Origin of the sequence: Streptacidiphilus rugosus AM-16, assembly GCF_000744655.1 — a bacterium.
GTDB classification, from domain to species: Bacteria; Actinomycetota; Actinomycetes; order Streptomycetales; family Streptomycetaceae; genus Streptacidiphilus; species Streptacidiphilus rugosus.
Genome location: NZ_JQMJ01000004.1, coordinates 2775618 through 2800403, shown reverse-complemented (window position 1 = coordinate 2800403; position 24786 = coordinate 2775618). Strand labels below are relative to the sequence as shown.

Annotated in this window: 21 protein-coding genes and 1 pseudogene; 9 read left to right on the top strand and 13 right to left on the bottom strand. The window is 73.1% G+C overall.

Annotation, left to right across the window (positions count from 1 at the left end):
• Positions 1–773: 773 nt before the first annotated feature.
• Together BS83_RS21700 and BS83_RS21695 are read right to left on the bottom strand one after the other, a co-directional pair.
• On the bottom strand, positions 774–1625 hold the full coding sequence (locus BS83_RS21700) for a hypothetical protein (RefSeq protein WP_037605277.1): 852 nt from the start codon (positions 1623–1625) through the stop codon (positions 774–776).
• A 150-nt stretch (positions 1626–1775) separates the two neighbouring features.
• A complete protein-coding gene (locus BS83_RS21695; protein ID WP_051943549.1) occupies positions 1776–3029 on the bottom strand; it encodes an MFS transporter in 1254 nt (417 codons plus the stop codon).
• A gap of 96 nt (positions 3030–3125) precedes the next feature.
• On the opposite strand from BS83_RS21695, the gene BS83_RS45610 reads away from it, so the two are divergent.
• The 3 genes from BS83_RS45610 to BS83_RS21680 all read left to right on the top strand — a co-directional run bounded on the left by BS83_RS45610 (position 3126) and on the right by BS83_RS21680 (position 5915).
• Complete coding sequence (locus BS83_RS45610; protein ID WP_051943546.1) at positions 3126–3767, top strand: winged helix-turn-helix domain-containing protein; 642 nt, start codon at positions 3126–3128, stop codon at positions 3765–3767.
• Positions 3768–4001: 234 nt separating this feature from the next.
• Positions 4002–5372, top strand: a complete 1371-nt coding sequence (locus tag BS83_RS21685; protein WP_037605276.1) for a restriction endonuclease — start codon at positions 4002–4004, stop codon at positions 5370–5372.
• A gap of 96 nt (positions 5373–5468) precedes the next feature.
• Complete coding sequence (locus BS83_RS21680) at positions 5469–5915, top strand: DUF6278 family protein (RefSeq protein ID WP_037605275.1); 447 nt, start codon at positions 5469–5471, stop codon at positions 5913–5915.
• A gap of 297 nt (positions 5916–6212) precedes the next feature.
• Here the strand turns inward: BS83_RS21680 and BS83_RS42005 are convergent, their stop codons facing one another.
• On the bottom strand, positions 6213–6947 hold the full coding sequence (locus BS83_RS42005) for a hypothetical protein (protein ID WP_051943544.1): 735 nt from the start codon (positions 6945–6947) through the stop codon (positions 6213–6215).
• Positions 6948–7399: 452 nt separating this feature from the next.
• Here BS83_RS42005 and BS83_RS21670 point away from each other — a divergent pair, with 452 nt between their 5' ends.
• Positions 7400–8182 carry a ZIP family metal transporter gene (locus BS83_RS21670; RefSeq protein ID WP_037605274.1) on the top strand — a complete coding sequence of 261 codons (783 nt, stop codon included), beginning with the start codon at positions 7400–7402 and terminating at the stop codon, positions 8180–8182.
• A gap of 33 nt (positions 8183–8215) precedes the next feature.
• Here the strand turns inward: BS83_RS21670 and BS83_RS21665 are convergent, their stop codons facing one another.
• The gene (locus BS83_RS21665) at positions 8216–9154 is read right to left on the bottom strand and encodes a LysR family transcriptional regulator (protein ID WP_037605273.1); all 939 of its coding nucleotides are present in this window, start codon (positions 9152–9154) and stop codon (positions 8216–8218) included.
• Between the two features lie 135 nt (positions 9155–9289).
• Complete coding sequence (locus BS83_RS21660; protein WP_198035276.1) at positions 9290–10054, bottom strand: trypsin-like serine peptidase; 765 nt, start codon at positions 10052–10054, stop codon at positions 9290–9292.
• A gap of 196 nt (positions 10055–10250) precedes the next feature.
• Here BS83_RS21660 and BS83_RS21655 point away from each other — a divergent pair, with 196 nt between their 5' ends.
• Positions 10251–11297, top strand: coding sequence for an EamA family transporter (locus BS83_RS21655; protein WP_198035452.1), 1047 nt, complete (start codon positions 10251–10253; stop codon positions 11295–11297).
• A 76-nt stretch (positions 11298–11373) separates the two neighbouring features.
• Here the strand turns inward: BS83_RS21655 and BS83_RS48365 are convergent.
• Positions 11374–11607, bottom strand: a pseudogene (locus tag BS83_RS48365) (MarR family winged helix-turn-helix transcriptional regulator); the annotation flags it as partial.
• Positions 11608–11875: 268 nt separating this feature from the next.
• Between BS83_RS48365 and BS83_RS21645 the strand changes: the two are divergent.
• Entirely contained in the window at positions 11876–12250 is a 375-nt protein-coding gene (locus tag BS83_RS21645; protein WP_051943539.1) for a DUF2218 domain-containing protein, read from the top strand.
• Positions 12251–12265: 15 nt separating this feature from the next.
• Here the strand turns inward: BS83_RS21645 and BS83_RS21640 are convergent, their stop codons facing one another.
• From BS83_RS21640 to BS83_RS21630, 3 genes are all read right to left on the bottom strand, one after another.
• A complete protein-coding gene (locus BS83_RS21640; RefSeq protein ID WP_037609590.1) occupies positions 12266–12721 on the bottom strand; it encodes a GNAT family N-acetyltransferase in 456 nt (151 codons plus the stop codon).
• A 48-nt stretch (positions 12722–12769) separates the two neighbouring features.
• Complete coding sequence (locus BS83_RS21635) at positions 12770–13258, bottom strand: glutathione peroxidase (RefSeq protein WP_037605271.1); 489 nt, start codon at positions 13256–13258, stop codon at positions 12770–12772.
• Positions 13259–13361: 103 nt separating this feature from the next.
• Entirely contained in the window at positions 13362–14132 is a 771-nt protein-coding gene (locus BS83_RS21630; protein ID WP_037605270.1) for a VOC family protein, read from the bottom strand.
• A gap of 235 nt (positions 14133–14367) precedes the next feature.
• Here BS83_RS21630 and recD2 point away from each other — a divergent pair, with 235 nt between their 5' ends.
• The 3 genes from recD2 to BS83_RS21615 all read left to right on the top strand — a co-directional run bounded on the left by recD2 (position 14368) and on the right by BS83_RS21615 (position 19184).
• Positions 14368–16587 (top strand): SF1B family DNA helicase RecD2, encoded by a 2220-nt coding sequence (gene recD2 / locus BS83_RS21625; protein WP_037605269.1) that lies wholly within the window; start codon positions 14368–14370, stop codon positions 16585–16587.
• A 167-nt stretch (positions 16588–16754) separates the two neighbouring features.
• Positions 16755–18044, top strand: a complete 1290-nt coding sequence (locus BS83_RS21620) for a citrate synthase (protein WP_037605268.1) — start codon at positions 16755–16757, stop codon at positions 18042–18044.
• Between the two features lie 420 nt (positions 18045–18464).
• Positions 18465–19184 (top strand): SDR family NAD(P)-dependent oxidoreductase, encoded by a 720-nt coding sequence (locus BS83_RS21615; protein WP_051943536.1) that lies wholly within the window; start codon positions 18465–18467, stop codon positions 19182–19184.
• A 585-nt stretch (positions 19185–19769) separates the two neighbouring features.
• Here the strand turns inward: BS83_RS21615 and BS83_RS21610 are convergent.
• The 4 genes from BS83_RS21610 to BS83_RS21595 form a co-directional block, all read right to left on the bottom strand.
• On the bottom strand, positions 19770–20726 hold the full coding sequence (locus tag BS83_RS21610; RefSeq protein ID WP_037605266.1) for an aldo/keto reductase: 957 nt from the start codon (positions 20724–20726) through the stop codon (positions 19770–19772).
• A gap of 489 nt (positions 20727–21215) precedes the next feature.
• Positions 21216–23486 carry a heavy metal translocating P-type ATPase gene (locus tag BS83_RS21605; RefSeq protein ID WP_037605265.1) on the bottom strand — a complete coding sequence of 757 codons (2271 nt, stop codon included), beginning with the start codon at positions 23484–23486 and terminating at the stop codon, positions 21216–21218.
• 55 nt (positions 23487–23541) lie between these two features.
• Positions 23542–23808: a heavy-metal-associated domain-containing protein gene (locus BS83_RS21600; protein WP_408641025.1), complete on the bottom strand. Its 267-nt coding sequence runs from the start codon at positions 23806–23808 to the stop codon at positions 23542–23544.
• A 152-nt stretch (positions 23809–23960) separates the two neighbouring features.
• The gene (locus BS83_RS21595) at positions 23961–24764 is read right to left on the bottom strand and encodes an SGNH/GDSL hydrolase family protein (RefSeq protein ID WP_037605263.1); all 804 of its coding nucleotides are present in this window, start codon (positions 24762–24764) and stop codon (positions 23961–23963) included.
• Positions 24765–24786: the final 22 nt, after the last annotated feature.

Sequence of the window (24786 nt, the reverse complement as noted above, 5' to 3'; positions counted from 1 at the left end):
CGCTGAACTCGCTCTGCCGACTCAAGCTCACGCGGACTCCGCCGCGCAGGAGGCCGTTCCTGGCGCCTCCAACGCGGCAGCGGCGTAGCGCGGTCCGCTGCGCGCGGCGCGCCTGCGGCCCGGTCCGTCGCGGGGTGGTGAGCGCGGTCGGGATCCGCTGCCCCTGCGTGGTCGGCCCCGGAATCGGAATGGCCCGCTGAACTCGCTCTGCCGACTCAAGCTCACGCGGACTCCGCCGCGCAGGAGGCCGTCCCTGGCGCCTCCAACGCGGCAGCGGCGTAGCGCGGTCCGCTGCGCGCGGCGCGCCCTGTGGTCGGGTCCGGCGTGGAGCGGGGGCGGGGCCGGCGTCCGGGGGCGGTCGGCCATCGAGTCGGGGTGGAACTCGCGTTGCCGATCTCGTCCGTGGCAGCCGCCCGCGCCGGATGTGCGCGCGGGCTTGTCCGCAGGTGGCAGTACGCCGCAGCCGAGTTGAATGCGTCAGGCTCTGCCGCCGGGGGACCAGCCAGGTGCTCGGCCGCGCAGGCGGAGGAACCACTCTCCGCTTCGCGTGGGCGGCGGCCCGCACGACGCCCGCACCAGGGCGTCCAATGTCGCCGTGGCGCAGCAGCTTGGCTCGCCGTCGCCGCTCGGATGGTGTGCCGGGCCCGTTGCCGGGTCGGTGTCCGCGGGCATCGCGGCGGAGCTGGGGTGACGCGAACCCATCCTTCCCACCCAGGTCCACGCGACCGCCCCGCGCCCGCGCCCGAGCGCGGAGCGGGATGCGATCGGCGGGGCTACTCCGGCAGTTGGAGGACCTCGATGCGGCGGCGGCCGGGGGAGGGGGGTGGGGGGCCGGTGAAGGCGTCGGACGGGGAGCGGGGTGGGACGACCTTCTCCGAGGCGTCCACGCGGGCGGTGACCGCGCGCCACCACAGGGCGAAGGGGACACCGCCGTTGTCCGCCTCGACCCGGAGACGGGCCGCCTCGGCCCAGACGATCCGGCGGACCGTCCACTTCGCCCGGAGCCTCAGCAGTTCGCGGTCCAGTTCCTGCGCGCCGAAGCGGTCGGGGGAGACGAAGTCGGCCGGGGCCGCCGTGGTCTCGCCGTCCCAGCGGAAGACGGTCAGTTCGACCAGGCCCGGCTGTCGTTCCGGTTCGAGCTCGCGCAGCGACCAGCCCCAGACCTGTTCGGTGCCCTGCCCGGCGAACCGGCTCCGGATCTCCAGCCAGCGCAGGGCCGCGGCCCGTGACTCGAGCCTGCGCTCGATCTCGCAGTGGATCGGCCAGTAGGCCGTCGTGGCGACGCGGACGGCGTCGGCGTAGTCGGCTGCGGCGGCGGCGTACTCGGCCTCGGCCGCGTGCGCCGCCCGGCGTCTCGCGCCGGTCAGCAGTCGGCCCGCCGCGCGCTGGGCCCGACGCTCCGCGACGTCGAGCACGCCGGCCGCGCTGAGGACCATCACGAGGTAGCGGTCCGCGGCCGTGCGCCAGGCCTCCCATTCGACCGGGTCCACCGGGATCAGCCCGTCCACCTGGTGTGCCTCGCCGTCGTAGGCGACGAGTGTGAGCATCGCGGGCTCGTCGACGGCGACGCCGTCCCGCGCGGGATGCTCCAGGCGCATCGCCAGTGCCCACATGTCGCCGATCATCCAGCCACCACCCCGAGCCGTGTCCCCTGCGGTAGCAACTACCCATCCACGCCGCCTCGTAGGCAATCCGCCCGCACGCCGTCGGCGTCGTTCGACCTCGTTCGGCGCCGACCCCCGCATCGCGGTCGCCCACGGTCGGGGAGCGGGGGCTCAGCCGCGGTCGGCGGGCCAGTTCGCGGTGCGGAGGCCGCGCTGGGCGGTGGCCCAGGCCGCGCCGGCGGCCAGCGCGGCGGCCAGGACCAGGACCGCGCGGGTGCCGCCCAGCAACTGCAGCAGCAGGCCGGCCGCGCCGGTGCCGAGCGGGATGCCGAGGCCCACCACCGTCATGGTCGCCGTGATGGCGCGTCCCCGCTGCGCGTCCGGGACCTGGCGGAAGATCAGGACGTCCAGCAGCACGCTCAGGGTCGGGACGCCCAGCATGCCGACGGCCAGCAGCGCGCCGACGGCCCACGGCCCGTGGACGAAGCCCAGCGCGGCGAAGACCGGGACCTCGACGGCGACGACGCCGATCAGCAGGGTGCCCGGACGGAAGTGGCGGTGCAGGAAGCCGACCAGGCCGGCTCCGGCCAGAGCGCCGACCGCGGTGCCGGTCAGCGCCGCTCCGATGGCCCAGGACGCGGTGTGCTGCTCGCGCAGCCGGTAGATGACCGCCAGGGTCAGTGGCGCGCCGCAGGCGTTCAGGACCGTGACCAGCAGCAGCGCGGTCCGCAGGGCGGGCTCGCGCCACAGCGCCCGGATGCCGTCGAAGACGGTGCCGAATCCGGCGGAGGCGTCGGTCGGGGCGGGCTGCTGCGGACGCACGATCAGTGCGCAGAGGAGCGACACCGCGAAGCCGAGCGCGCTGAAGAGGAAGGGCAGGGCGCGGCCGAGCCCGTAGAGCAGGCCGCCCAGGGGCGGGCCCGCGAGTTCCGCGATCCCGACGCGCAGCTCGTCCTGGGTGAGCGCCGCGGTCAGCTGTTCGGGCGCGACCACGGCACGGACCAGCAGCATGCGGGCGGCGCCGCCGAGAGGCTGCGCGGCGCCCAGGACGACGGCGACGAGCAGCAGTTGGGTGAGCGTCAGGCGGTGGAGCACGAAGGCGGCCGCGACCGAGACGGTGGCCGCCACCCGCATCGACTCGGTGACCAGCAGCACGCGGCGCCGGTCGTGGCGGTCGAGCAGGACACCGGCGGGCAGCCCGCAGAGCACGGTCGCCGTGGCCTGCAGCAGGCCGAAGAGGCCGGCCCAGGCGGGCGAGCCGGTGAGCGCCAGGATCGTCAACGGGTAGGCGACGTCGGCGGCGCCGATCCCGGTGAGCGACGCCGCCGAGCCGGCCCACAGGAGCTGGAAGCGCCAGTTCCGGCGGAGCGGGGGCAGCGGCGTGGTGTTGTCCTCGGTCCCTGCGGCGTGTTCGACCACGGTCATGGCAGGCTCCCCCAATGCGTAAACGTTCTCGAAAGAATTGACATTCACTGCTACGTGAATGATTGCGCACTGGTGAGCGCCTGGCAAGATGGGGGCATGGACGAGGTGAAGGACGCAGCCATGGACGCGGGCGCGCAGATCGACGATGTGCGCAGGGTCGACGACGTGGAGACGCTCAAGGCGCTCTCCGACCCGCTCCGGCTGAGCATCCTGCGGGTGATGATGGACTCGGTGGGCGAGCCGCGCGCGTGGACCGCCAAGGAGCTGGCCGGCGCACTGGCCGAGCCGCAGACCAAGCTCTACCGCCACCTCAAACACCTCGAGGAGGCTCGGCTGATCAAGGTCGCCGAGACCAGGGTGGTCTCCGGGATCGTCGAGCAGCGCTACGTCAGCGCGCAGCGCACCGTCGAGCTGAGTCGCGACTTCCTCGCCACCACGCCCGGGGGCGAGCAGGGCGACGACCAGCGCAACGCCGTCGTCGGCGTGGTGGGTTCCGCGGTGACCGGCTTCGTGCGGGGCTTCGAAGTGGCCCTGCGCTCGGGCGCGGTGGATTTGGCCGCCACCGACCCCGAGCGCCGTCCGGCGGTGATGGTCGGCGACCTGCGGATGCCCGCGGAGCGTGCGGCGGTCTTCCATGCGCGGTTCAAGCAGCTCATCGACGAGGTCAACGCCGAGCCCGCCGACCCCGAGGGCGTTCCGGTGCACGTGATGGTGGCGCTGTACAGCCCCGAGGAGTGACGCCGGGGCCGGGGAGAACCCGGCAGGCCGGACGCAGAACTCCGGGAAGCACGGCGGAACTCCGGGAAGCACGGCGGAACTCCGGGAAGCGGGGCGGAACCTCGGGACGCGGCGCGGAAGCACGGTGAACGTTCCCTGGCGCACCCGTTCCGGCTGATTGTGCAGATGGACGCGCTGGCTGATGAGATGCTTGGCCCCTTGTGGCGCGAGCGGCATGGCGGAGGGGAAAGCGAAGTGACGGGGCGTCGGCGGGCGATTCTGGCGCAGCAGTACACCGAGGTGGCCGAGAGCGCGGAGCGTCGCCTGGACGAGTTGCTGGCCTTGGCCGCGGAGCCCTCCCCGGCCGTCGACTTCGACGCGCTGCGCCGTGAGTACGTGCCGCGCCCGCTGCCTCCGGCGGCGGTCTCCGAGCCGCCGCGCTGGACGGACTACGCGCCCGACCCGGGGCAGGCGCTGCCCGGCCGTTCCACGAACCCGCTCCTCGACGCCGGCTACCAGCAGCGTCTCGCCTCGGCCAGGCTCGACCACCAGCGGGCGCTGCGGGAGTACCGCGAGCAGGAGCGGGTGCTGCGCGACCGGGCGGAGGAGGTCAGGCTCGACTACGAGCGCGAGGAGCAGGAGCGGGCGCAGGCCGTCCGGGCCTACAACGAGCGGCTGGTCGACTACCGGCGCGCCTACGAGGAGGGCGAGCCGGTCGCCGTCGAGTCGGTGCTGGAGCGCGCGCTGGCCGCGGCAGGAAGGCTGCCGGGCCTCGAAGTGCCCGCGCGGGTGGCCTACCGGCCGCTGACCCGCACCGCCGTCGTCGACCTGGTGCTCCCAGGCGTCGGCGTCGTCCCCCCGGCGCTGGCCTTCCGTGTCGCGGCGGAGGAGTCGCAGGGGGGCGTCGAGCCCGTTCCGCGCCCGCGCGAGGACTGCGTCGCGCGCTACCTGCTGCTCGTCGCGCGCCTGGCCCTGCGCGCGCTGGACGCGCTGCTCGCCGCGGACACCGAGTCGCATCTCGACGGCGTGGTCCTGAACGGGCGCGTCGTCACCGCCGAGGAGGGGGAGTCCGCACTGCTCAGCGTCGATGCGCGCCGGGCGGACCTGTACGCGCGCACCCTGCTGCCGACGGACCATCAGGATGCCGTCGCTCGGCTGCGTGAGCTGCCCTGCCGGATCACCGCGGACCCCTACGGCCCGGCGCCGGTGACGCCCTTCGCGGTGGGCGGCGCGATGGCCCCGATGCCGGAGGAGCTCTCGCCCGGTGAGTTCGCCGACCTGGCGTCGGAGCTCTTCGCGGCGATGGGTCTGCCGGACTGGGACGCGAGGCTGCTCGGGCGCGACGGCCTGCTCGCGGTCGCCCACGGCGACGGAGACCTCTTCGCCGAGGAGCCGCACGTGGTCTGTGTGGCCCGCCGCCCCGCGGTGGTGAGCGCGGAGGCGGTGCAGAACGTCGCCGAGGTGATGGCGGAGGAGACGGCGGCCGCCGCGATCTGGGCCACGACCGGCAGCTTCCACCCGGAAGCCGTGATCGCCGCCGCGGAACGCCCCGGCCTGCGGCTGATCGACGGCGGCGAACTGCGCGCGCTGATCCGGGAACACCTGGGTGCGGAGCTGGGCGGCTAGGGCCCTGGCCCGGCGGCGGGGCAGGGGTCTGCGACGCGTCGTGCCGAAGGGTAGAACATGACTTGCCGCCACGCGATTGGGTGTCACCCTTGACCCATGGGGTTCCCTTTCATGGATCGGTGGCGGCCGCGGCAGGATGCCGCGCAGGCGAAGGCGGCGCTCTACCCGGGGGGCGTGGACGACCCCGGCAGCCTCGCGGAGATGCTCGGCGAGTGCGCGTTGCTGCGGGGCCGTGCGGCCGACGCGGGCCTGGAGCTGGACGACACGCCGGAGTCGCTCGCGGCGCTCGACCAACTCCCCCCGGTCTGGCGGGAGGAGGACCCGCAGGAGGCGACCGAACTCGGTCACGACGTCGGGCTCTACCTCGGCACGGTGATCCTCTCCTCCCTCCCCGGCGCGGGCTGGGAGCTGCTCTCCGACGGCCGCCCGTACGTCCGCCTCGCCACGGGCAGGGAACTGGACGTGACCGCGGTCGGCCTCGCCTGGGCGACGGACGGCGCGCCCTCCCTCTGGCAGGTCTACTCCGAGACCGCCGAACGCTGAGCCCCGTCCCGTTCCGCAGCCGTCCGCGCCGACGGACGCGCCTGCGCGCTGGACCCACCACCCAGGGCGGCTCGCCCCGCCTGCGGGCCACCCTCGCGCGCCCGACGGGGCGCGGCTGACCCACGGTCGACCCGCGTCGGACCGGACCAGGCTCGGGCCTGCGAGCGCTGCCACGGGGCCACGCGGGTCGGGATGCTCCAGTGCCGGTGGGGCGGGCGCGCGCCGATGCCGACCGGGCTCGGTGGCGGGCGGGCGCGACGGCCTTCGCGGCGCCGGTGCGGCTCCGGGTGTGCGGGGTCAGTCGGGCGTGCCGGTCGTCGGGACGAGGCAGCCGAACTGGGTGGGGTGGCCGGGGTTGTGGAGTTGGATCGTCGCCTGGGTGGTCGGTGGGCAGGCGGAGGGGGAGGAGGCCAGGGCGGTGATCCGGAAGCGTGGGCGGTGGTCGGCGGTGCCGTCGGTGGTGCACGGGGTGGCGTGCAGCAGGCCGCCGGTGGCCTCGACGAGGCAGTCGCCCGGTAGCAGCCAGTCGCCCGCGCCGCCGCCGGGGTCGCCGGGGTGCGGGGCGTGGAGGCGGCGCAGGCAGGCCTTGCCGGAGGGTTGGTCGGTCGGGCTTCCCGCGCTGCGCACGCTGACGGCGAGGCTGAAGTCCGTGCCGGGAGGGCAGGCCGCCGCTGCGCCCGTCGCGGCCGCCGTCCGGCGCGCGATCACGCGTGCGAGCGCGTTCGCGGCGGAGCACGAGACCCCGGGGTAGTGCTGGGCCGCCGGTCCGACGCAGGAACCGACCGGGAGCGGGACTCTCGACGGGGCGGATCTCGGAGCGGCGGCGTGACTCGATGCCGGCCCACCGGTCGTGGCCGTGGCCGCCGGAGTGCCGGGATTCGGGCTCGTCGTGGCGGATGGAGTGGCGGGGATCACCGTGACGGTGCCGGCGCCCGACCCGCGGCCACCGGCGTGATCCGCGGACACCGCCACATGGCAGCCGGCGAGGCCCGGCAGCAGGGAGACCGCGAGGACCGCGCTGGCCGCGCCCATGACAAGAGCTCTTCGGCCTGGGCTCACCTGCTCTGCGCGGACCCCTCCAAGGACGAGCATCGCAGCCCCCATCCCCCAATGCGGCGCTTGCTGCGGCACAGCCTACGCAGCCCGCAGGCGAGCGGTAAGGGTGTGTTGGGGGCGTGCGTGATTCCTGCGCGCGCCGGGTCTGTGCCCACCCTGTGCCCACCCGTGCGGCGCAGTCGGCGTGCAGTCGGCGCGCGGTCGGACGAGGCGTCAGGGAGGATGGAGCACAGGGCGCCGAGGGTGGGCCCGCAACGAGAGCGGCGGCGACTGGGCAGGGCGCCGCCGCTCTCGGCCTTTCCGGCGGGGGACGGATACGAACCCGTCCCGGCGCTGCTCAGCGCCCTCGACCGAGGGCATGTCGGCGCGATTATCGGCAAGCATTATCATTACCGCCTGGTGGTTGCGATGAGAATGCGAGTGCGTTGATGCCGGTACTGGTGGCCGCTGGGGCCTTCGTGATGACCCTGCTCGGCGGACTGGCCGCCGGAAAGTTCGGCGATCGCAGGCATCTCCTGCTCGGGCTGGCCGCAGGGCTGATGCTCGGTGTCGTCGCCTTCGACCTGCTGCCTGAGGCCGTCGACGCCGCAGGTCAGAAGCTCTGGGGAGTGCCGCAGGCGCTGCTGATGTTCGTGGTCGGCTTCCTGGTGCTGCACATCGCCGAGCGCTCCGTCGCGATCCACCGGGCCCACGAGGGTGAGTACGCCGCGCACGAGCACGGCGCCGGCCACTCGCACGGGGCGGCCGCGGCGCTCCAGGCCAACGGGCGGAGCCAGAAGCTCGGCATCGCCGCCGCGTCCGGTCTGTGCGTGCACAGCGTGATGGACGGTTTCGCGATCGGCGCGGCCTTCCAGGTCGGCAACACCTTCGGTGCGGTGATCGCGGTCGCGGTGCTCGCGCACGACTTCGCCGACGGCTACAACACCTACACGATCACCCGCCTGTACGGGAACGACCGCCGACGGGCCCTGACGCTGCTGGCGCTCGACGCGATCGCCCCGGTGGCCGGTGCCGCGATCACCCTGCTGTTCACCATCCCGGAGCACGTGGTCGGGCTCTACCTGGGATTCTTCGGCGGTTTCCTGATGTACCTGGCGACCTCCGACATCCTGCCGGAGGCGCACAGCCCGCACCCCTCCCGCTCGACGCTGCTCTGCACCGTCGCGGGAACGGCCTTCATGTGGCTGGTCATCGGGCTGGCCAACGGCTGACGACCGCGCCGGTCGACCCGTCGACCGGTCGGCCTACGCGCGCTGCGCGACGATCGTCGGCTCCGGCGCGGCGGACCGCTCGGGCCAGTGGCGCCGCAGCGCCTCCAGCGCGGCGGCGATCGCGGGCCGGCGCGAGGCCTGCTCGCGCCAGAGCACCGAGACGCGGCGCGTCGGCTCCGGGGTGATCGGCCGGGCGACGACGCCGGGCGACAGCGGCGCCCGGCCGAGCCGGGGCACCAGGCCGATGCAGAGTCCGGCCCCGATCAGTGCGATCTGGGTGTCGAACTCGGTCGCCTGGAAGCGGATGTCCGGCTCCTCGCCGGCCTCGCGCAGGGTCTGGATCAGCCAGTCGTGGCAGATGGTCCCCGGCGGGGTGTTGACCCACTGCTGCCCGCGCAGGTCCTCGACGCTCAGCAGCTCGCGCCCGGCAAGGGGATGGTCTGCCGGGAGCACGGCGTCGACGGCGTCCACGCCGAGCGGTCGGCGGGTGACGCCCTCGGGGGTGGGAAGCCGGGTGTTCGACCAGTCCTGCACGACCGCGAGATCGACCTCGCCGCGGCTGACGAGCTCGGCCATCAGATAGGGATCGCTCTCCAGCACCCGCAGTTCGAGCTCCGGGTAGCGGCCGGCGAGGTCGGCGAGGACGGGCGGGAGCAGCCCGCGGGCGGCGGTCGCGAAGGCCGCGAGGAAGAGCCGCCCCGACACCTGCCCCCGTCGGGCCTCCAGGCCGACCTCCGCCTGCTCGACCAGCGTGAGCACCGCCTGGGCGGTCTCCACCAGCTCCCGGGCGGCGTCGGTGAGCACGACGCCTCGGCCGCGCTTCTCCAGGAGCGCCGTTCTGGTCTCCCGTTCCAGCTTGCTGATCTGCTGGGAGACGGCGGACGGCGTGTAGCCGAGCGCCGCGGCCGCCCGACCGACGGAGCCGTGCACGGCGACGGCGTGCAGCGCGCGGAGTCGTCCCAGATCCATCATGCGAGGCAGCTTAGGCCTCTCCGGACGCCCCGGGCCGGAGGCCGGGGCGTCCGGATGAAGGCCCCGTTCCGCCGCCCCGCTGCGGAGCCCCACCACGGGGACCTGCCACGAGGACTCGCCGCGGAGCCCCGGCGCTCAGCCGTGGGCCAGGGCGGCGCGGTAGACGGCGGCGATGGCGGGGCCGAAGTAGGAGGTGTAGGAGACGTCGTCCGTGTCGCCGCCCCCCTCGTAGCCGCCGATGACGCCCACGACCGCGCCGCGGCCGCGAGCCGCGGCGTCCACACCGGCCAGCATCGGGCCACCGCTGGTGCCGCCGGGCAGTCCGGGGCAGTCGAACTCCAGTTGGTGGGCCCGGAAGGCGCGCAGTGTGGACGCGCAGAACACCGGTCGTTCGGTGCGGCTCGGATAGCCGACGGTGACAGCCCGGGTGCCCGTGGCCGGATTGAAGGCGAGCGCCTCCGCGCCCGTGGCGTCCTGGATCCGGTGACCGGCGGCGTCGGGCCGCAGGATCAGGAAGGCGACGTCGTCGTCGGTGCTGCCCCGCGTCGTCCACGCCGCGCCGGCGACCACGGTCGCCACCGACCAGGTGCCGAAGGGGCGCAGGCCGTCGTGGTAGCCGGGGACGAAGGTCAGGCCGCCGCGGGCCCGGCCGGTGCCGGGGCCGATGACGCAGTGGGCGGCGGTGACGACGATGTCGTGGCTGGGGCTGTCGACGACGGCGCCGCTGCAGAAGTGGTGGTCCGGTCGGCCTGCCGAGGCGCCGAAGATGGCGCCGATCCGGGACGCGCCGCCGAACGGGGTCGACTCCGGCGCTCCGGCCGCCGCGACCCGGCTCTGGGGGGTTGCGGCGAGTATGCAGGCCAGCAGCGCACCGAGCGCAGTCAACGAACGAAGCGTCATGAACCGTATCTTTTGCGACATCAGGGGCGGATGCCAGCCCGGTCGGCAAGTGGGTGACGGCCCGTCGGGGCCTACGATTCAGCACTGCTGAAGTGATCCATCAAGAACTATTTGCTAGTGCTGAACAGACGGCGGCGGCGATTCTCGGGGCATGACCTCCACGCACCCCACGCCCTTCACGGCCTCGACGGGTTCCATGAGCTCGACGGGCTCGACGTCCGCGGGCCTCGGTGCTCGCCACGTCTGCCTCGCCGTTCTCGTCGCCGCGATCTGGGGCGTGAACTTTGTCGCGATCGACGCGGGCCTGGCGCACTGCCCGCCGCTGCTCTTCACGGCGCTGCGCTTCGCCGTGGCGGCGGTGCCCGCGGTGTTCCTGGTCGGCCGTCCGGGGGTGCCGTGGCGGTATGTACTGGCCGGTGGTCTGGTGCTCGGGGCGCTGCAGTTCGGCCTGCTCTTCGAGGGCATGCGGGCGGGCATGCCGGCGGGGCTGAGCTCACTCGTGCAGCAGGGACAGGCGGTCTTCACGGCCGGCTTCGCCGCGGTGCTGCTGCGCGAGCGGATCACCGGGCGACGTCTGGGCGGGCTCGGGATCGCCGTTGCGGGCATCGCGGTGGCTGCCCTGGATCAGGCCTCGCGCGGCGGCTCGACGTCGCTCGGCGCGTTCGCCCTCGTCGTCGGCGCCGCCGCGGCCTTCGGGCTGTCGAACATCATCACCCGGAGGGCCGCGCCGCCGGACGCGCTGCGCTGGATGGTCTGGGTGAGCGTGGTGCCGCCGCTGCCGCTGGCGGCGCTCTCGCTGCTGGTCGAGGGGGAGCGGACGGACCTGCGCGCCCTCGGCGGATTCGGCCTCTCCGCCACGGCCTCGCTGCTCTACGTGGCCTGGGGGGCGACCCTCGTCGGCTTCGGGCTCTGGGGGCATCTGCTGCGCCATCACGACGCCTCGGTGGTCGCCCCGTTCTCCCTGCTGGTGCCGGTGTTCGGGATGTCGTCCGCGTGGCTGCTGCGGGGCGAGGCGCTGACGCCGCTCTCGCTCTGCGCGGCGCTGCTGGTGATCGCGGGGGTCGCGCTGGCCTCGCTCAGGGGGCCGTTGCGGAGGGGGCGTCGGCAGGCGCCGGCCCAGGGAGGTGCCGCGGGTGCGGATGCGGGGTGGATCCGTGCGGGCCGTGGTGGGGGTGGGCCTGCTCGTACGACTCCTCCGCCAGCCGCAGCAGGTGCAGCAGCGTCACCCGGTCCCCGGCGCTGACCGGTCCGAAGTACTCCTCGGCCACCTCGCGCCGGACCGTGGCGATCCTGGCCACGGCGGCGTCGCCGGCCTCTGTCAGCTGAAGCAGGGTCGCCCGGCGGTCGTCCGGATCGGGGGAGCGGGTGACCAGTCCGGCGGCTTCCAGCGCGTCGACCACCGTGGTCGTGGAGCGGGGGGCGATCCGGAGCCGCTCGGCCAGCTGGTTGAGCCGGATCCCGCGGCCGCCGCTCCAGGACAGCATGTCCAGCGCGCGCCCCTGGGACGGGGTGAGCCCGTGCGGGGCCAAGCGGTGGAAGGTGGCCTTCCGCATCCGCTTGCTGGCGCGCATCATCGCGTCGGCAAGCTCGACCTCGGTGGGGATCGGCTCGGGCGCGGATGCGGGCTGGGCGGCGGCGGTCACGGATGGGCTCCTGCGTCGGGGGAGGCCAGGATATCGACAGAGGCCTGGCCGGAGCTGCGGTCGATTGCGGGACGGATGGCGGAAATAAATAGAGAGTTAGACTCATTATGCTTTAGGCTCGCCTAAGTCGGAAGCCGACCGGCCTCCGGCTCTTGCTCCCATTCCTCTGGAGATACCCATGGCCCGCTCCCAGGCCCGTGTCGTCACCGACCGCCCGCACCGCTATGCCAAGCAGCTCGCCGCCCACCTCGGCCGGAAGGTCGAGACCAACTGGGATTCCGAGACCGGTCTCGGCTCCCTGACCTTCGGCGCCGGCACCGGCGCGATGACGGCCACGGACGGCGCCCTGCTGCTCGTCGTCGAGGGCGACGCCGAGAACCTCGACCGGCTGGAGGACGTCGTCGGCCGTCATCTCGTCCGCTTCGGCGCCAAGGACGAGCTCGTGGTCGAGTGGCACCGCGGCGACGGCACCCGCGGCACCGTCCAGCGCAACGAGGAGGACGCGCCCGCCGAGCACGCCGCGCAGCACACCGAGGCGGCCGACCACTCCTGAGCGGGCCCGCCCCGGTCAGGTCAGCGGGAGCTTGAAACCGATGTGCGAGCCGGTGAAGCCGAGGCGCTCGTAGAAGCGGTGCGCGTCGACGCGCGAGCCGTCGCTGGTCAGCTGGACCAGGCTCGCGCCCAGTCGGCGTGACTCGGCCACGGCGTGTTCCATCAGTGCCGTCCCGAGACCGCTGCCACGCTGGTCCGCGCGGACCCTGACCGCCTCGACGACAGTCCGGGTGATCCCCTGCCGCGAGATCCCGGGGATGACCGACAACTGCAGTGTGCCCACGACCTCGCCGCCGCGATCGGCCACGATCAGATGCTGGTTCGCGTCCGCACTGACCCGGTCGAAGGCCGCCAGATAGGGCGTCAGGTCGTCCGGACTCTCCCGCCCCGCGCCCATCGAGTCGGCGGCGAGCATGGCGACGATGGCGGGAAGATCCTCGCGGGTGGCCCGCCGGAAGGTGAGATCGCTCATGATCGTCACCCTAGTCCGGCGGCACCCGCCCCCCGCGGTCGATCCGCCTCAGGCGGGGAGCAGCGACTCGATCGCCGAGACCAGCTCGGTGGCCTCGGGCTCGGTGCGCGGCCGGAAGCGGCCGGCCACCTCGCCCTTGGGGGAGATGAGGAACTTCTCGAAGTTCCAGGTGATGTCCCCGGCCTCGCCCGCGGCGTCCGGAACGGCGGTCAGCTCGGTGTAGAGCGGGTGCCGGGCGGGGCCGTTCACGTCCGCCTTCTCCAGCAGCGGGAAGGAGACGCCGTAGGTGGTGGAGCAGAACGTCTGGATCTCCTCCGCCGAACCGGGCTCCTGGCCGGCGAACTGGTTGCAGGGCACCCCGAGCACGGTGAACCCGCGCTCGCCGTACTGCTGCTGCAGTCGCTCCAGGCCCGCGTACTGCGGCGTGAGTCCGCACTTGGAGGCGACGTTGACCAGCAGCACGGCCTTGCCCTCGTAGGCGGCGAGGCTGGTGGGCTCGCCCGTGAGGGTGTTCAGCGGGATGTCGTACAGGCTCATCGATGATCCTTCGTCGGGGCGGGGTGAGACTCCTTCGCTCAGCCTCAACCGCGCCCCCGCCCCGCTTCTTCCCTGGCTGCCCCCCGTGATCTCCGGAGGCGGGTCAGCTCGGCTGCTCGCTGGTGATGACGGAGAAGACCGAACCGTGGATGTCCCTGATCGCCGCCATCCGGCCGACGCCGGCGAGGGTGTCGGGACCCATGAAGACCGTGCCGCCCAGGCCGGCGACCTTGGCGACGGTGGCGTCGCAGTCCGCGACCTCGAAGTAGGGCAACCAGTACGTCGCCGTCTCGCCGGGCATGTGTCCCATCAGGCCGCCGAAGGAGGTCTCCTCGGTGCCCATCGAGGCGACGGTGTAGGTGAAGTCGCCCATGTTCTGGTCGTTGAGCGACCAGCCGAAGACGGAGGTGTAGAAGGCGCGCGCCGCCTCCGGGTCGCTGGTGTGCAGCTCGGCCCAGGCGAGCGAACCGGGGACGTTGACCGCGTGGAAGCCGGGGTTGGACCGGGGCTGCCAGACGGCGAACTCGCCGCCCTGGCCGTCGGAGAGCTGGGCCATCCGGCCGAAGTCCATCACGTCCATGGCGGGCGCGCGGACCGTGCCGCCCGCCTGCTCGACGGACTTGGCCGTGGCCTCGGCGTCGTCGGTGCCGAAGTAGATCGTCCAGGAGGGGGAGGCGTTCGGGTCCATCAGCGGGCCGAAGCCGCCGAGCATCCTGCCGTCCAGGTTGAAGAAGCCGTAACCGCCGGTGTCGGGGCCCGCGTCCTCCGTCGTCCAGCCGAAGAGGCCGGTGTAGAACGCGGCCGTCGCCGCCGTGTCCGGGCTGCCGAGGTCGATCCAACGAGGGGTGCCGGGGGTGTAGTCAAGGCTCAGCATGCTGTGCTCCTGAGGTACGGGGCTCCCGAGCGGTCGGGACCCCTGGGGTGAGCGCGTCCGACCGACGCGGTCGAACGCCCTTGGTGGACCGCTTCACAGTCTTCCGCGCCCCACTGACAATTCGGGGTCTCCGGGACGGCCTGGTCGCAAAGAATTTTTAACGGTCGCTTTCGAGCATGTTCGAACAGAAATGACCGGCCCGCAGGCTGTCAGTCGCACCCGCTAGCGTGCTCCCATGAACCAACTGGCGGTCGTCGAGGGGGTGCTGGAGCGCATCACCTTCGCGAGCGAGGAGACGGGCTGGACGGTGGCCCGGGTCGACACCGGTCGCGGCGGAGGCGAGCTGCTCACGGTCGTCGGCGCGCTGCTCGGCGCCCAGCCTGGGGAGAGCCTGCGGATGCACGGCCGCTGGGGCAGCCACCCCAGGTTCGGCCGTCAGTTCACCGTCGAGAACTACACCACCGTGCTGCCCGCCACCGTCCAGGGCATCCAGCGCTACCTCGGCTCCGGGCTGATCAAGGGCATCGGCCCCCGGCTGGCCGAGCGGATCGTCGGCCACTTCGGCGTCGAGACCCTCGACGTCATCGAGCAGCAGCCGGCCCGTCTCATCGAGGTGCCCAAGCTCGGCCCCAAGCGGACGAAGATGATCGCCGCCGCCTGGGAGGAGCAGAAGGCGATCAAGGAGGTGATGGTCTTCCTCCAGGGCGTCGGCGTCTCCACCTCGCTCGCGGTCCGGATCTACAAGAGCTACCAGGACGCCTCGATCTCCGTCGTCAGGAACGAGCCCTACCGCCTGGCCGCCGACGTCTGGGGCATCGGCTTCCTCACCGCCGACCGGATCGCCCAGGCCGTCGGCATCCCCCAGGACAGCCCGCAGCGGGTGAAGGCGGGCCTCCAGTACGCCCTGTCGCAGAGCTCCGACCAGGGTCACTGCTTCCTGCCCGAGGAGCAGCTGATCTCCGACGCGGTCAAGCTGCTCGCCGTCGACACCGGCCTGGTCATCGAGTGCCTGGCCGAGCTGGTGGCGGAGGAGGGCGTGGTCCGCGAGGCGGTGCCCGGGGAGGCGCACGCCGAGGACGGCGGGGCGGAGCAGCTCAGTGCGATCTACCTGGTGCCCTTCCATCGCGCGGAGGTCTCCCTGGCCGCCCAGCTGATGCGCCTGCTCCGGGCCCCCGACGACCGCCTCGGCGGCTTCGCCGAGGTGGACTGGCCCCGCGCGCTCGCCTGGCTCCGCACCCAGACCGGGGCCGAGCTGGCCCCCGAGCAGGAACAGTCGGTCAGGCTCGCGCTCACCCGGAAGGTCGCCGTGCTCACCGGCGGCCCCGGCTGCGGCAAGTCCTTCACGGTCCGCTCGATCGTGACGCTGGCGCTGGCCCGCAAGGCCAAGGTCGTACTCGCCGCGCCCACCGGGCGGGCGGCCAAGCGGCTGGCCGAGCTGACCGGCTGCGAGGCCGCCACGGTCCACCGGCTGCTGGAGCTGAAGCCCGGCGGCGACGCCGCCTACGACCGCGACCGTCCGCTGGACGCCGACCTGGTCGTGGTCGACGAGGCCTCCATGCTCGACCTGCTGCTGGCCAACAAGCTGGCCAAGGCCGTCCCGCCCGGCGCCCATCTGCTGCTGGTGGGCGACGTGGACCAACTGCCCTCGGTGGGCGCCGGCGAGGTGCTGCGGGATCTCCTGGCGCCCGGCAGTCCGGTCCCTGCCGTCCGGCTCACCCGGATCTTCCGGCAGGCCCAGCAGTCGGGCGTGGTCACCAACGCGCACCGGATCAACGAGGGCGTCCCGCCGATCACCGAGGGCCTGGCGGACTTCTTCCTCTTCGCCGAGGAGGACACCGAGCGCACGGCCGATCTGGTCGTCGACGTGGTGGCCCGGCGGATCCCGGCCCGCTTCGGCCTCGACCCGGGCCGGGACGTGCAGGTGCTCACGCCGATGCACCGGGGCCCGGCCGGGGCGGGAAACCTCAACACGCTGCTCCAGGCCGCCATCACGCCGGCCGGCCAGGACCGCCCCGAGCGCCGTTTCGGGGGCCGCACCTTCCGGGTGGGCGACAAGGTCACCCAGATCCGCAACAACTACGACAAGGGGCGCAACGGCGTCTTCAACGGCACGGTCGGCGTAGTCACCTCGGTCAATCCCGAGGAGCAGCGGCTGACGGTCCGCACCGACGAGGACGAGGACGTCGGCTACGACTTCGACGAGCTGGACGAGCTCGCCCACGCCTACGCGGTGACGATCCATCGTTCGCAGGGCAGCGAGTACCCCTGCGTTGTGATCCCGCTCACCACCAGCGCCTGGATGATGCTCCAGCGGAACCTCCTCTACACGGCCGTCACCCGGGCAAGGAAGCTGGTGGTGCTCGTGGGGTCACGGCGCGCGCTCGGTCAGGCGGTACGGGCGGTTTCCGCAGGTCGCCGACACACGGCTTTGGACCATAGGCTGACTCGGGGGTAGGTTCCGCTGTCAGAACTTGAATGCGATTGGCCTGTTTCTTTGTGACCTTCGGCTCTTTTGGGCCACCCCGCCTGCACAGGTGTAACCCGCCTGGGGGAAGGTAGGAGGGAGTCAGGGCACCCCTTGAACCCTTGAACAGGTTCATTCCGCTGGTGATGAGGGAAGACGTGAGCGACAACTCTGTAGTACTCCGCTACCAGGGCGGCGAGTACGAGTACCCGGTGATCGACGCCACCGTGGGCAACGCCGGCTTCGACATTACGAAGCTTCTGGGCCAGACCGGCCTGACCACCCTGGACAACGGCTTCGGCAACACCGCCGCCTGCAAGTCCGCGATCACCTACATCGACGGCGACCAGGGCATCCTCCGCTACCGCGGCTACCCGATCGAGCAGCTGGCCGAGCAGGGCACCTTTCTGGAGTCCGCCTACCTGCTGATCAACGGAGAGCTGCCGAACGCGGAGCAGCTCCGGGTCTTCCAGCACGACATCTCTCAGCACACGCTGCTGCACGAGGACGTCAAGCGCTTCTTCCAGGGCTTCCCGCGGGACGCCCACCCGATGGCCATGCTCTCCTCCGTGGTGAGCGCGCTGTCGACGTTCTACCAGGACAGCCACAACCCGTTCGACCCCGAGCAGCGCTACATCTCCGCGGTGCGCCTGCTGGCCAAGCTGCCGACCATAGCGGCCTACGCCTTCAAGAAGGCCCAGGGCCACCCGTTCGTCTACCCGCGGAACGACCTCGGCTACGTCGAGAACTTCCTGCGGATGACCTTCGCGGTGCCGGCCGAGGAGTACGAGCTCAACCCGGTCGTGGTCAACGCGCTGGAGAAGCTGCTGATCCTGCACGCGGACCACGAGCAGAACTGCTCGACCTCCACGGTCCGCCTGGTCGGCTCCTCGCACGCGAACCTCTTCGCCTCGATCTCGGCGGGCATCAACGCCCTCTGGGGGCCCCTGCACGGCGGCGCCAACCAGGCCGTGCTGGAGATGCTCGAAGGCATCAAGAACGACGGCGGCGACGTGGACTCCTTCATCCGCAAGGTGAAGAACAAGGAGGACGGCGTCCGGCTGATGGGCTTCGGCCACCGGGTCTACAAGAGCTTCGACCCGCGCGCCCAGATCATCAAGGCCGCGGCGCACGACGTCCTGGCCCAGCTGGGCAAGGCCGACGAGCTGCTCGACATCGCCCTCAAGCTGGAGCAGCACGCGCTGACGGACGACTACTTCGTCTCGCGCAAGCTCTACCCGAACGTCGACTTCTACACCGGCCTGATCTACCGGGCCATGGGCTTCCCGACCAGCATGTTCACCGTGCTGTTCGCGATGGGCCGGCTGCCCGGCTGGATCGCCCACTGGCAGGAGATGATCACGGATCCGTCGAACAAGATCGGCCGTCCGCGCCAGATCTACACCGGCCCGGTGATCCGGGACTACGTCCCGATCGACGCCCGCTGATCAGAAGACCAAGGGCCTGATTGCTCCGAACGGGTCCGTACGGCCGCCACGGCGGCTGTACGGGCCCTTCGGCGTTTCCGGGACGGGGGAAAGGCGGCACGCACGGCGGGGCGTGGGGGAGGCCGCTCAACCACCCTGATCACGCCCGCGCCGTGCGCTGTCGGCCGCCCAGCGACGGCGGCCGTTCCACCGGGATCCGCCGGAACCCCGGCTCACGAGTTCTAACACAAAGTTGGGCTCGCGAAGTTACGGTCGGCGTATGTGACCCCCCTCTCATCGCAGTTCGTGGCCGTGTGTGCGCCCGCTGTCCACTCACGCGACGGTGCGGGTCGGGGCGACCCGGTGCGAAGCGGACGAAAGGGCGCGTGGTAGGAATCACGTGAGTCCGGGGGGACCGGAGCGGTGGACCGAGGGGGATCAATGGGCCGGAACGTTGTCGTGACGGGCGGGGGCACCGGAATCGGACTCGCCGTCTCGCGCCGCTTCGCCGAGAACGGCGACGAGGTCACCATCGTGGGGCGCCGTCGGGGCGTGCTGGAGGAGGCGGCGAAGCAGCTCGGGCCTCGGGTGCGCCCGATCGCCTGCGACCTCGCCGACGCCGATGCGGTGGAGGGCCTGGTGCGTGAACTGCCGCAGCGCATCGACGTGTTGGTCAACAACGCGGGTAGCCGCGAGGCCCGGGCCGGGGCCGGACCGCACGCCGTCCTGGCCCGCTGGCGCGGGGACTTCGAGCGCAACGTGCTGACCGCGGTCCTGCTGACCGAGTCGGTGCGGGACCGGCTGACGCCGTGCGAGGCAAGGGTGGTGACGGTCAGTTCGATCGCGGCGGTGCGCGGCGCCGGCTCCTACGGCGCGTCGAAGGCGGCGCTGCACGCGTGGAATCACTTCCTGGCAGCGCAGTTGGGGCCGTCCGGCATCACGGCCAACGTCGTGGCGCCGGGAACGGTGGCGGGCACGGAGTTCTTCGGCGACCGCCTCAACGAGGTCGAACTCGTCCGCAGGGCCGGCCGCACGCTGGTGGGCCGGGTGGGCGAGCCGGACGACGTGGCCGCAGCGGTCTTCTTCCTCGCGAGCGCGGAGGCCGGCTACATCACCGGCGAGATCCTCCACTGCAACGGCGGCGAACTCCTCGGCCGGTGACGCGCGGAGCGCTCCGCGGGTGCCCCGCAAGGCCGGGGGCCGGTGGGAGCCGGGGGCGGCACAGCGGCTCGTACGGGCGGGTGGGCCCGAGGGGACCGGCTCCCATCCGCCCGCGTGTGCTGCGCGAGCATCGAGCCGGGTCCCAGGGGGCGAATACCGGGCCGGGGGCGGCACAGCGGTTCGTACGGCCGGGCGGGCCCGCGGTGGCCGGCTCCCATCGGCCCCGCGTGTGCTGGACCCGGCACGGCGCTGCGTGCGTGCTCCGCCGGGTGGGGCCGGTCCTGGGGGCGAATACCGGGGCGGGACAGGGGCCCCGCGCTTTCCCCCGACGTCGGGGGCGACATCGCGGGGCGGGACGGCGAGCCGGGTCGTGGACACCGCCGGGCGGACCGTGGTCGGCTCCGCGCCGGTCGGCCGTCGCCCGTTTGACGTCGACGTTTCCTCGGGCGGGAGCCGCAGGGGCGCCCAAGGGGCTGCAGAGCGGCCTGTACGGACCGGGTGGGCCCGGGGCGGGCTCGTTCGACCCCGGGGCGTGCCTGAGCCGGTACGGCGCGCGTGCTCCCCGGGCGGGAGCGCGCGGGCGGCTCAGGCGGTGGTGGGCGTCGGGTCGAGGACCGTGTCGATCTCGGCGAGTTCCTCGGCGGTCGGGACCCACTGCCCGGCGGCGGCGTTGGCGCGGACCTGTTCGGCGGTGGTCGCCCCGGCGATGACCGAGCCGCAGCCGGGCCGTGCGGCGAGTGCGCCCACGCCGATCTCGAGGATGCTCCGGCCGTGGGCCTCGCCCCAGGCGGCCAGCCGCTCGACCGTGTCGAGCCCCGCCTCGGTCACCCGCTCGGGCCGCGACGCCAGGCGCGAGCCCGCGGGCACGCCCGTGGCGCGGCGGACCTTGCCGGTCAGCATGCCGTTGGCGAGCGGGAAGAACGGCAGCACGCCGAGGCCGTAGTGCAGCGCCGCGGGCACCACCTCGCGCTCGGCCCCGCGCTCCAGCAGCGACCACTCGTTCTGCGCCGAGACGAACGGGACCGCCCCGATCTCCCGCGCGACGTGCGCGGCCTCGGCGATCTGCCAGCCGGCGAAGTTGGAGTGCCCGACGTAGCGCACCTTGCCCTCGCGGACGAGCTCGCTGAGCGCGCTCAGGGTCTCGGCGATCGGCGTGGCGGGGTCGGGGCTGTGCAACTGGTACAGGTCGATGTGGTCGGTCTGCAGGCGTCGCAGCGACGCCTCCACCGCCCGGCGGATGTAGGCCCGCCCGCCCTTCGCCCCGGCGGCCGGCCCGTAGCCCATGTCGGCCCGCTGGAAGCCGAACTTGGTCGCCAGGACGACCTCGTCCCGCCTGCCCTTCAGCGCCTCGCCGAGCAGGGTCTCCGAGCCGCCGCCACCGCCGTACATGTCGGCGGTGTCGAGGAGCGTCACCCCGGCGTCGAGCGCGGCGTCGACGACGGCGCGCGTCTGCGTCGCGTCCAGGCGTCCGCCGAAGTTGTTGCAGCCGAGTCCGACCACGGAGACGAGGAGCCCGCTGGTGCCGAGGGTGCGATATTCCATGCGGTCACTGTAGATCTGACGCGATGCCACAACGGCGCAGGGGGCGCGGTGGAACGGCGGCGGGCTGGTCCGCTGCTGGGACGCCCTGTACGGACCGCTGCGCCGCGCGCTCGACGCCGCGCTGCCCTTCCCACCAGAACTGGTCCCCGCCGCCCCCTGCCCGGGCAATCCACCCTGTGCGGACCCCCGATGGACGAACGCCTCGCCGCCCAGCTCCAGGCGGCGCGGGAGGCGATGGTCACCGGCCGCGCCGGTGGCGGCGACATGCCCGCCGAGCACGCAGCCGGGCCCCAGGGCGTAGCCCATGGTGGACGGCCAGGGGGCGCCTCCCGGCCGAAGGCTGGGGGAGGAGCCGCTCATCAGCAGAGTCCCGTGCCCTTGGACAGTGCATCTGGCGCTCTGATCACAGGTCCCCGTCCGCGCGCCGGAGGCGCGCAGTTCCTCGCGCCCCCGGGGGTGCAACTGGACCTCTGCCGAGAGGCGCCGCGCTCAGGCGGCGCGGAAGCGGCGGAGGCGGAGGCTGTTGGTGACGACGAAGACCGAGGAGAAGGCCATCGCCGCGCCCGCGATCATCGGGTTGAGCATGCCGAGCGCCGCCAGCGGGAGTGCGGCGACGTTGTAGCCGAAGGCCCAGAAGAGGTTGCCCTTGATCGTGGCCAGGGTACGCCGGGAGAGGCGGATCGCGTCGGCCGCCGCCCGCAGGTCCCCGCGGACCAGGGTGAGGTCCGCCGCCTCGATCGCCGCGTCCGTGCCCGTGCCCATGGCCAGGCCCAGGTCCGCCTGGGCCAGCGCCGCGGCGTCGTTCACGCCGTCGCCGACCATGGCGACCGTCCGGCCCTCCGCCTGCAGCCGGGCCACGACCGCGGCCTTGTCCTCCGGCAGGACCTCCGCGATCACCTGGTCCCTCTCGATGCCGACCTCCGCGGCCACCGAGCGGGCCACCGCGGCGTTGTCGCCGGTCAGCAGGACGGGGGTGAGACCGAGGACGCGCAGCCTGGCGATCGCCTCCGCGCTGGTCGGCTTCGGGGTGTCCGCGACCTCCAGCACCGCGCGGGCCGCGCCGTCCCAGCCGACCAGGACCGCCGTGCGGCCCGCCGACTCCGCCGCCGCCTTCGCGGCGGTGAGCTCCGGCGGCAGGTGCATCGCCCAGTCGTCCAGCAGCCGCTCGCGGCCCGCCACGACCGCGTGGCCGTCGACGACCCCCTGGACGCCCAGTCCGGGCACGTTCCTGAAGTCCTCGACCGGCAGCAGTTCGGGGGCCGCCGCCGCGATCGCCGCGGCGATCGGGTGCTCGGAGGCGTGTTCCACCGACGCGGCCAGGCGCAGCGCCCGGGCCTCGTCCTCGCCGGCCGCCACGCGGACGGCGACCAGGGCCATCCGGCCGGTGGTGACCGTGCCGGTCTTGTCCAGCACGACCGTGTCGACCCGGCGGGTGCTCTCCAGCACCTCGGGGCCCTTGATCAGGATGCCCAGCTGCGCGCCGCGCCCGGTGCCCACCATGAGCGCCGTCGGGGTCGCCAGTCCCAGCGCGCAGGGACAGGCGATGATCAGGACCGCCACGGCTGCCGTGAACGCCTCCGTGGCACTGCCGCTGACGGTGAGCCAGACGCCCAGGGTGCCCAGCGCCAGGAGCAGGACCACGGGGACGAAGACCGCGGAGATCCGGTCGGCGAGCCGCTGCGCCGCGGCCTTGCCGGTCTGGGCCTGCTCGACCAGCGCCGCCATCCGCGCCAGCTGGGTGTCGGCGCCGACCCCGGTCGCCTCGACGACCAGGCGGCCGCCGGCGTTCACCGTCGCGCCGGTGACCGCGTCCCCCGGGCCGACCTCCACCGGCACGGACTCGCCGGTCAGCATCGACGCGTCGACGGCCGAGTTCCCCTCGACGACCTGCCCGTCCGTGGCGACCTTCTCGCCGGGACGGACCACGAAGCGGTCGCCGACCACCAGCTGCGCGACCGGGATGCGCTGCTCGCGCCCGTCGCGCAGCACGGCGACGTCCTTGGCGCCGAGCTCCAGCAGGGCCCGCAGCGCGGAGCCCGCCCGCCGCTTGGCGCGCGCCTCCAGGTAGCGGCCCAGCAGGATGAAGGCGGTGACGCCGGCCGCGGTCTCCAGATAGAGCGTCGAGGAGGCGTCACCGGCGGAGAGCGAGAAGTCGAAGCCGTGCTTCATGCCGGGCATCCCGGCGTTCCCGAAGAAGAGCGCCCACAGCGACCAGCCGAAGGCGGCGAGGGTGCCGACCGAGACGAGGGTGTCCATGGTGGCCGCGCCGTGCCGCAGGTTGGTCCAGGCGGCCCGGTGGAAGGGCAGGCCGCCCCAGACCACGACGGGTGCGGCCAGGGTCAGCGAGAGCCACTGCCAGTTGCGGAACTGCAGTGCGGGGACCATGGCGAGGACGACGACCGGGATACTGAGTGCCACGGTGACCAGCAGGCGTTGCCGCAGGCGTGCGGTCTCCTCGTCCTGCGGGGCGGCGCCTTCCCGGCCCGGCTCGCCCCCGGCCGGCTCCGGCAGGGCCGGGGGCGGGGGGACCTCGGCGGTGTAGCCGGTCTTCTCGACCACGGCGATCAGCTCGTCGACGGCCACGCCGGACGTGTACTCGACGCTGGCCTTCTCGGTGGCGAAGTTGACGGTGGCGGCGACGCCGTCCATCCGGTTCAGCTTCTTCTCGATCCTGGCCGCGCAGGAGGCGCAGGTCATTCCGCCGATGACGAGCTCGACCCTGTTGACGGCCGGGTCCGTGCCCGGCGTGGCCGTGGTCATGCTGGTTCCCTCCTCAGGGGTGCGCGCTGCGCGCCCGCGCCGGGCGGGCGCCGGGTCAGGCGTTGCGGCCGGTCAGCTCGTAGCCCGCCTCGTCGACGGCGGCGCGGACCGCGGCGTCGTCCAGCGGCTGCTCGGATTGGACGGTGACCAGGCCGGACTTGGCGTCGGCGGAGACCTCGGTGACGCCGGGCAGTGCGCCGACCTCCTCCGACACCGACTTCTCGCAGTGGCCGCAGGTCATGCCGGAAACGGTGAAGACGGCGGTGGTCATGTCTGCCTCCTGAGGCGCTTCTCTGATGCGTTCGGTCTGTTCAGCTTGCACAACAGCATACCCCCCTGGGGTATTTCTGCGCAGAGTGGAGCCTGCAGAAATTTCCCACGAGAACCGAGAGTAGTCAGAAGTCACACGGGGTAGCAGAAGGGCCCGCCGCCCACACCCGAAGGGCGTGGGGGCGGGCCCCGTGGGCCGGCGCGCTACAGCAGTTCCAGCTCCGGGCGCTTGGCCTCGACGTGGTCGCCGGAGGACTCGCCGCGCAGGCGGCGGCTCACCCAGGGGAGCAGGTACTCGCGCGCCCACTGCAGGTTCTCCCGGCGTGCGTCGGCCGCGGTGTGCGCGGGCGTCGGCGGCCAGGTGGCGTCGGGGTCACCGGCGGCCACGCCCAGGGCGCGGGCGGCCAGCAGGGCGACGCGCTCGTGGCCCTCGGGCGAGAGGTGCAGGCGGTCCTCGCTCCAGGCGCGGCGGTCGCGGACCGCCCGCAGCGCCCAGACGTCGGCGACGGCAAGGTCGTGCCGGTCGGCGATGGCCCGCAGATGGGCGTTGTAGGTGGCGATCTTGCCGCGCAGGTGCTTGAGCACCGGGGTGTCCCTGGTGTCGAAGCCCGTGAAGATCAGCACCTGTCCGGCGTGCGGGGCCAGCCGCTCGACGGCGCGCTCGAAGCGCTCGGCGACGTCGTCGGGGTCGCTGCCCGGCCGCAGGATGTCGTTCCCGCCGGCGCAGAGGCTGACCAGGTCCGGTCGCATCTGCTCGATCTGCGGCACCTGCTCGGCGGCGATCTGGTCCAGCAGGCGTCCGCGCACGGCGAGGTTCGCGTAGCGGAAGTCGTAGCGGCCGTCGTCCGTCACGGGCCGGCGCTCGGCCAGCAGGCGGGCGAGCCGGTCGGCCCAGCCGGCGAAGCCGCCGTCGGGGCCGGGGTCGTTCAGGCCTTCGGTGAAGCTGTCCCCGAGAGCCGCGTAGGAGGTGATCTGTGAGGACTCCTGGGGTGATCGCTGTGTGGGCATACGGAAGATACTTCACTGCATG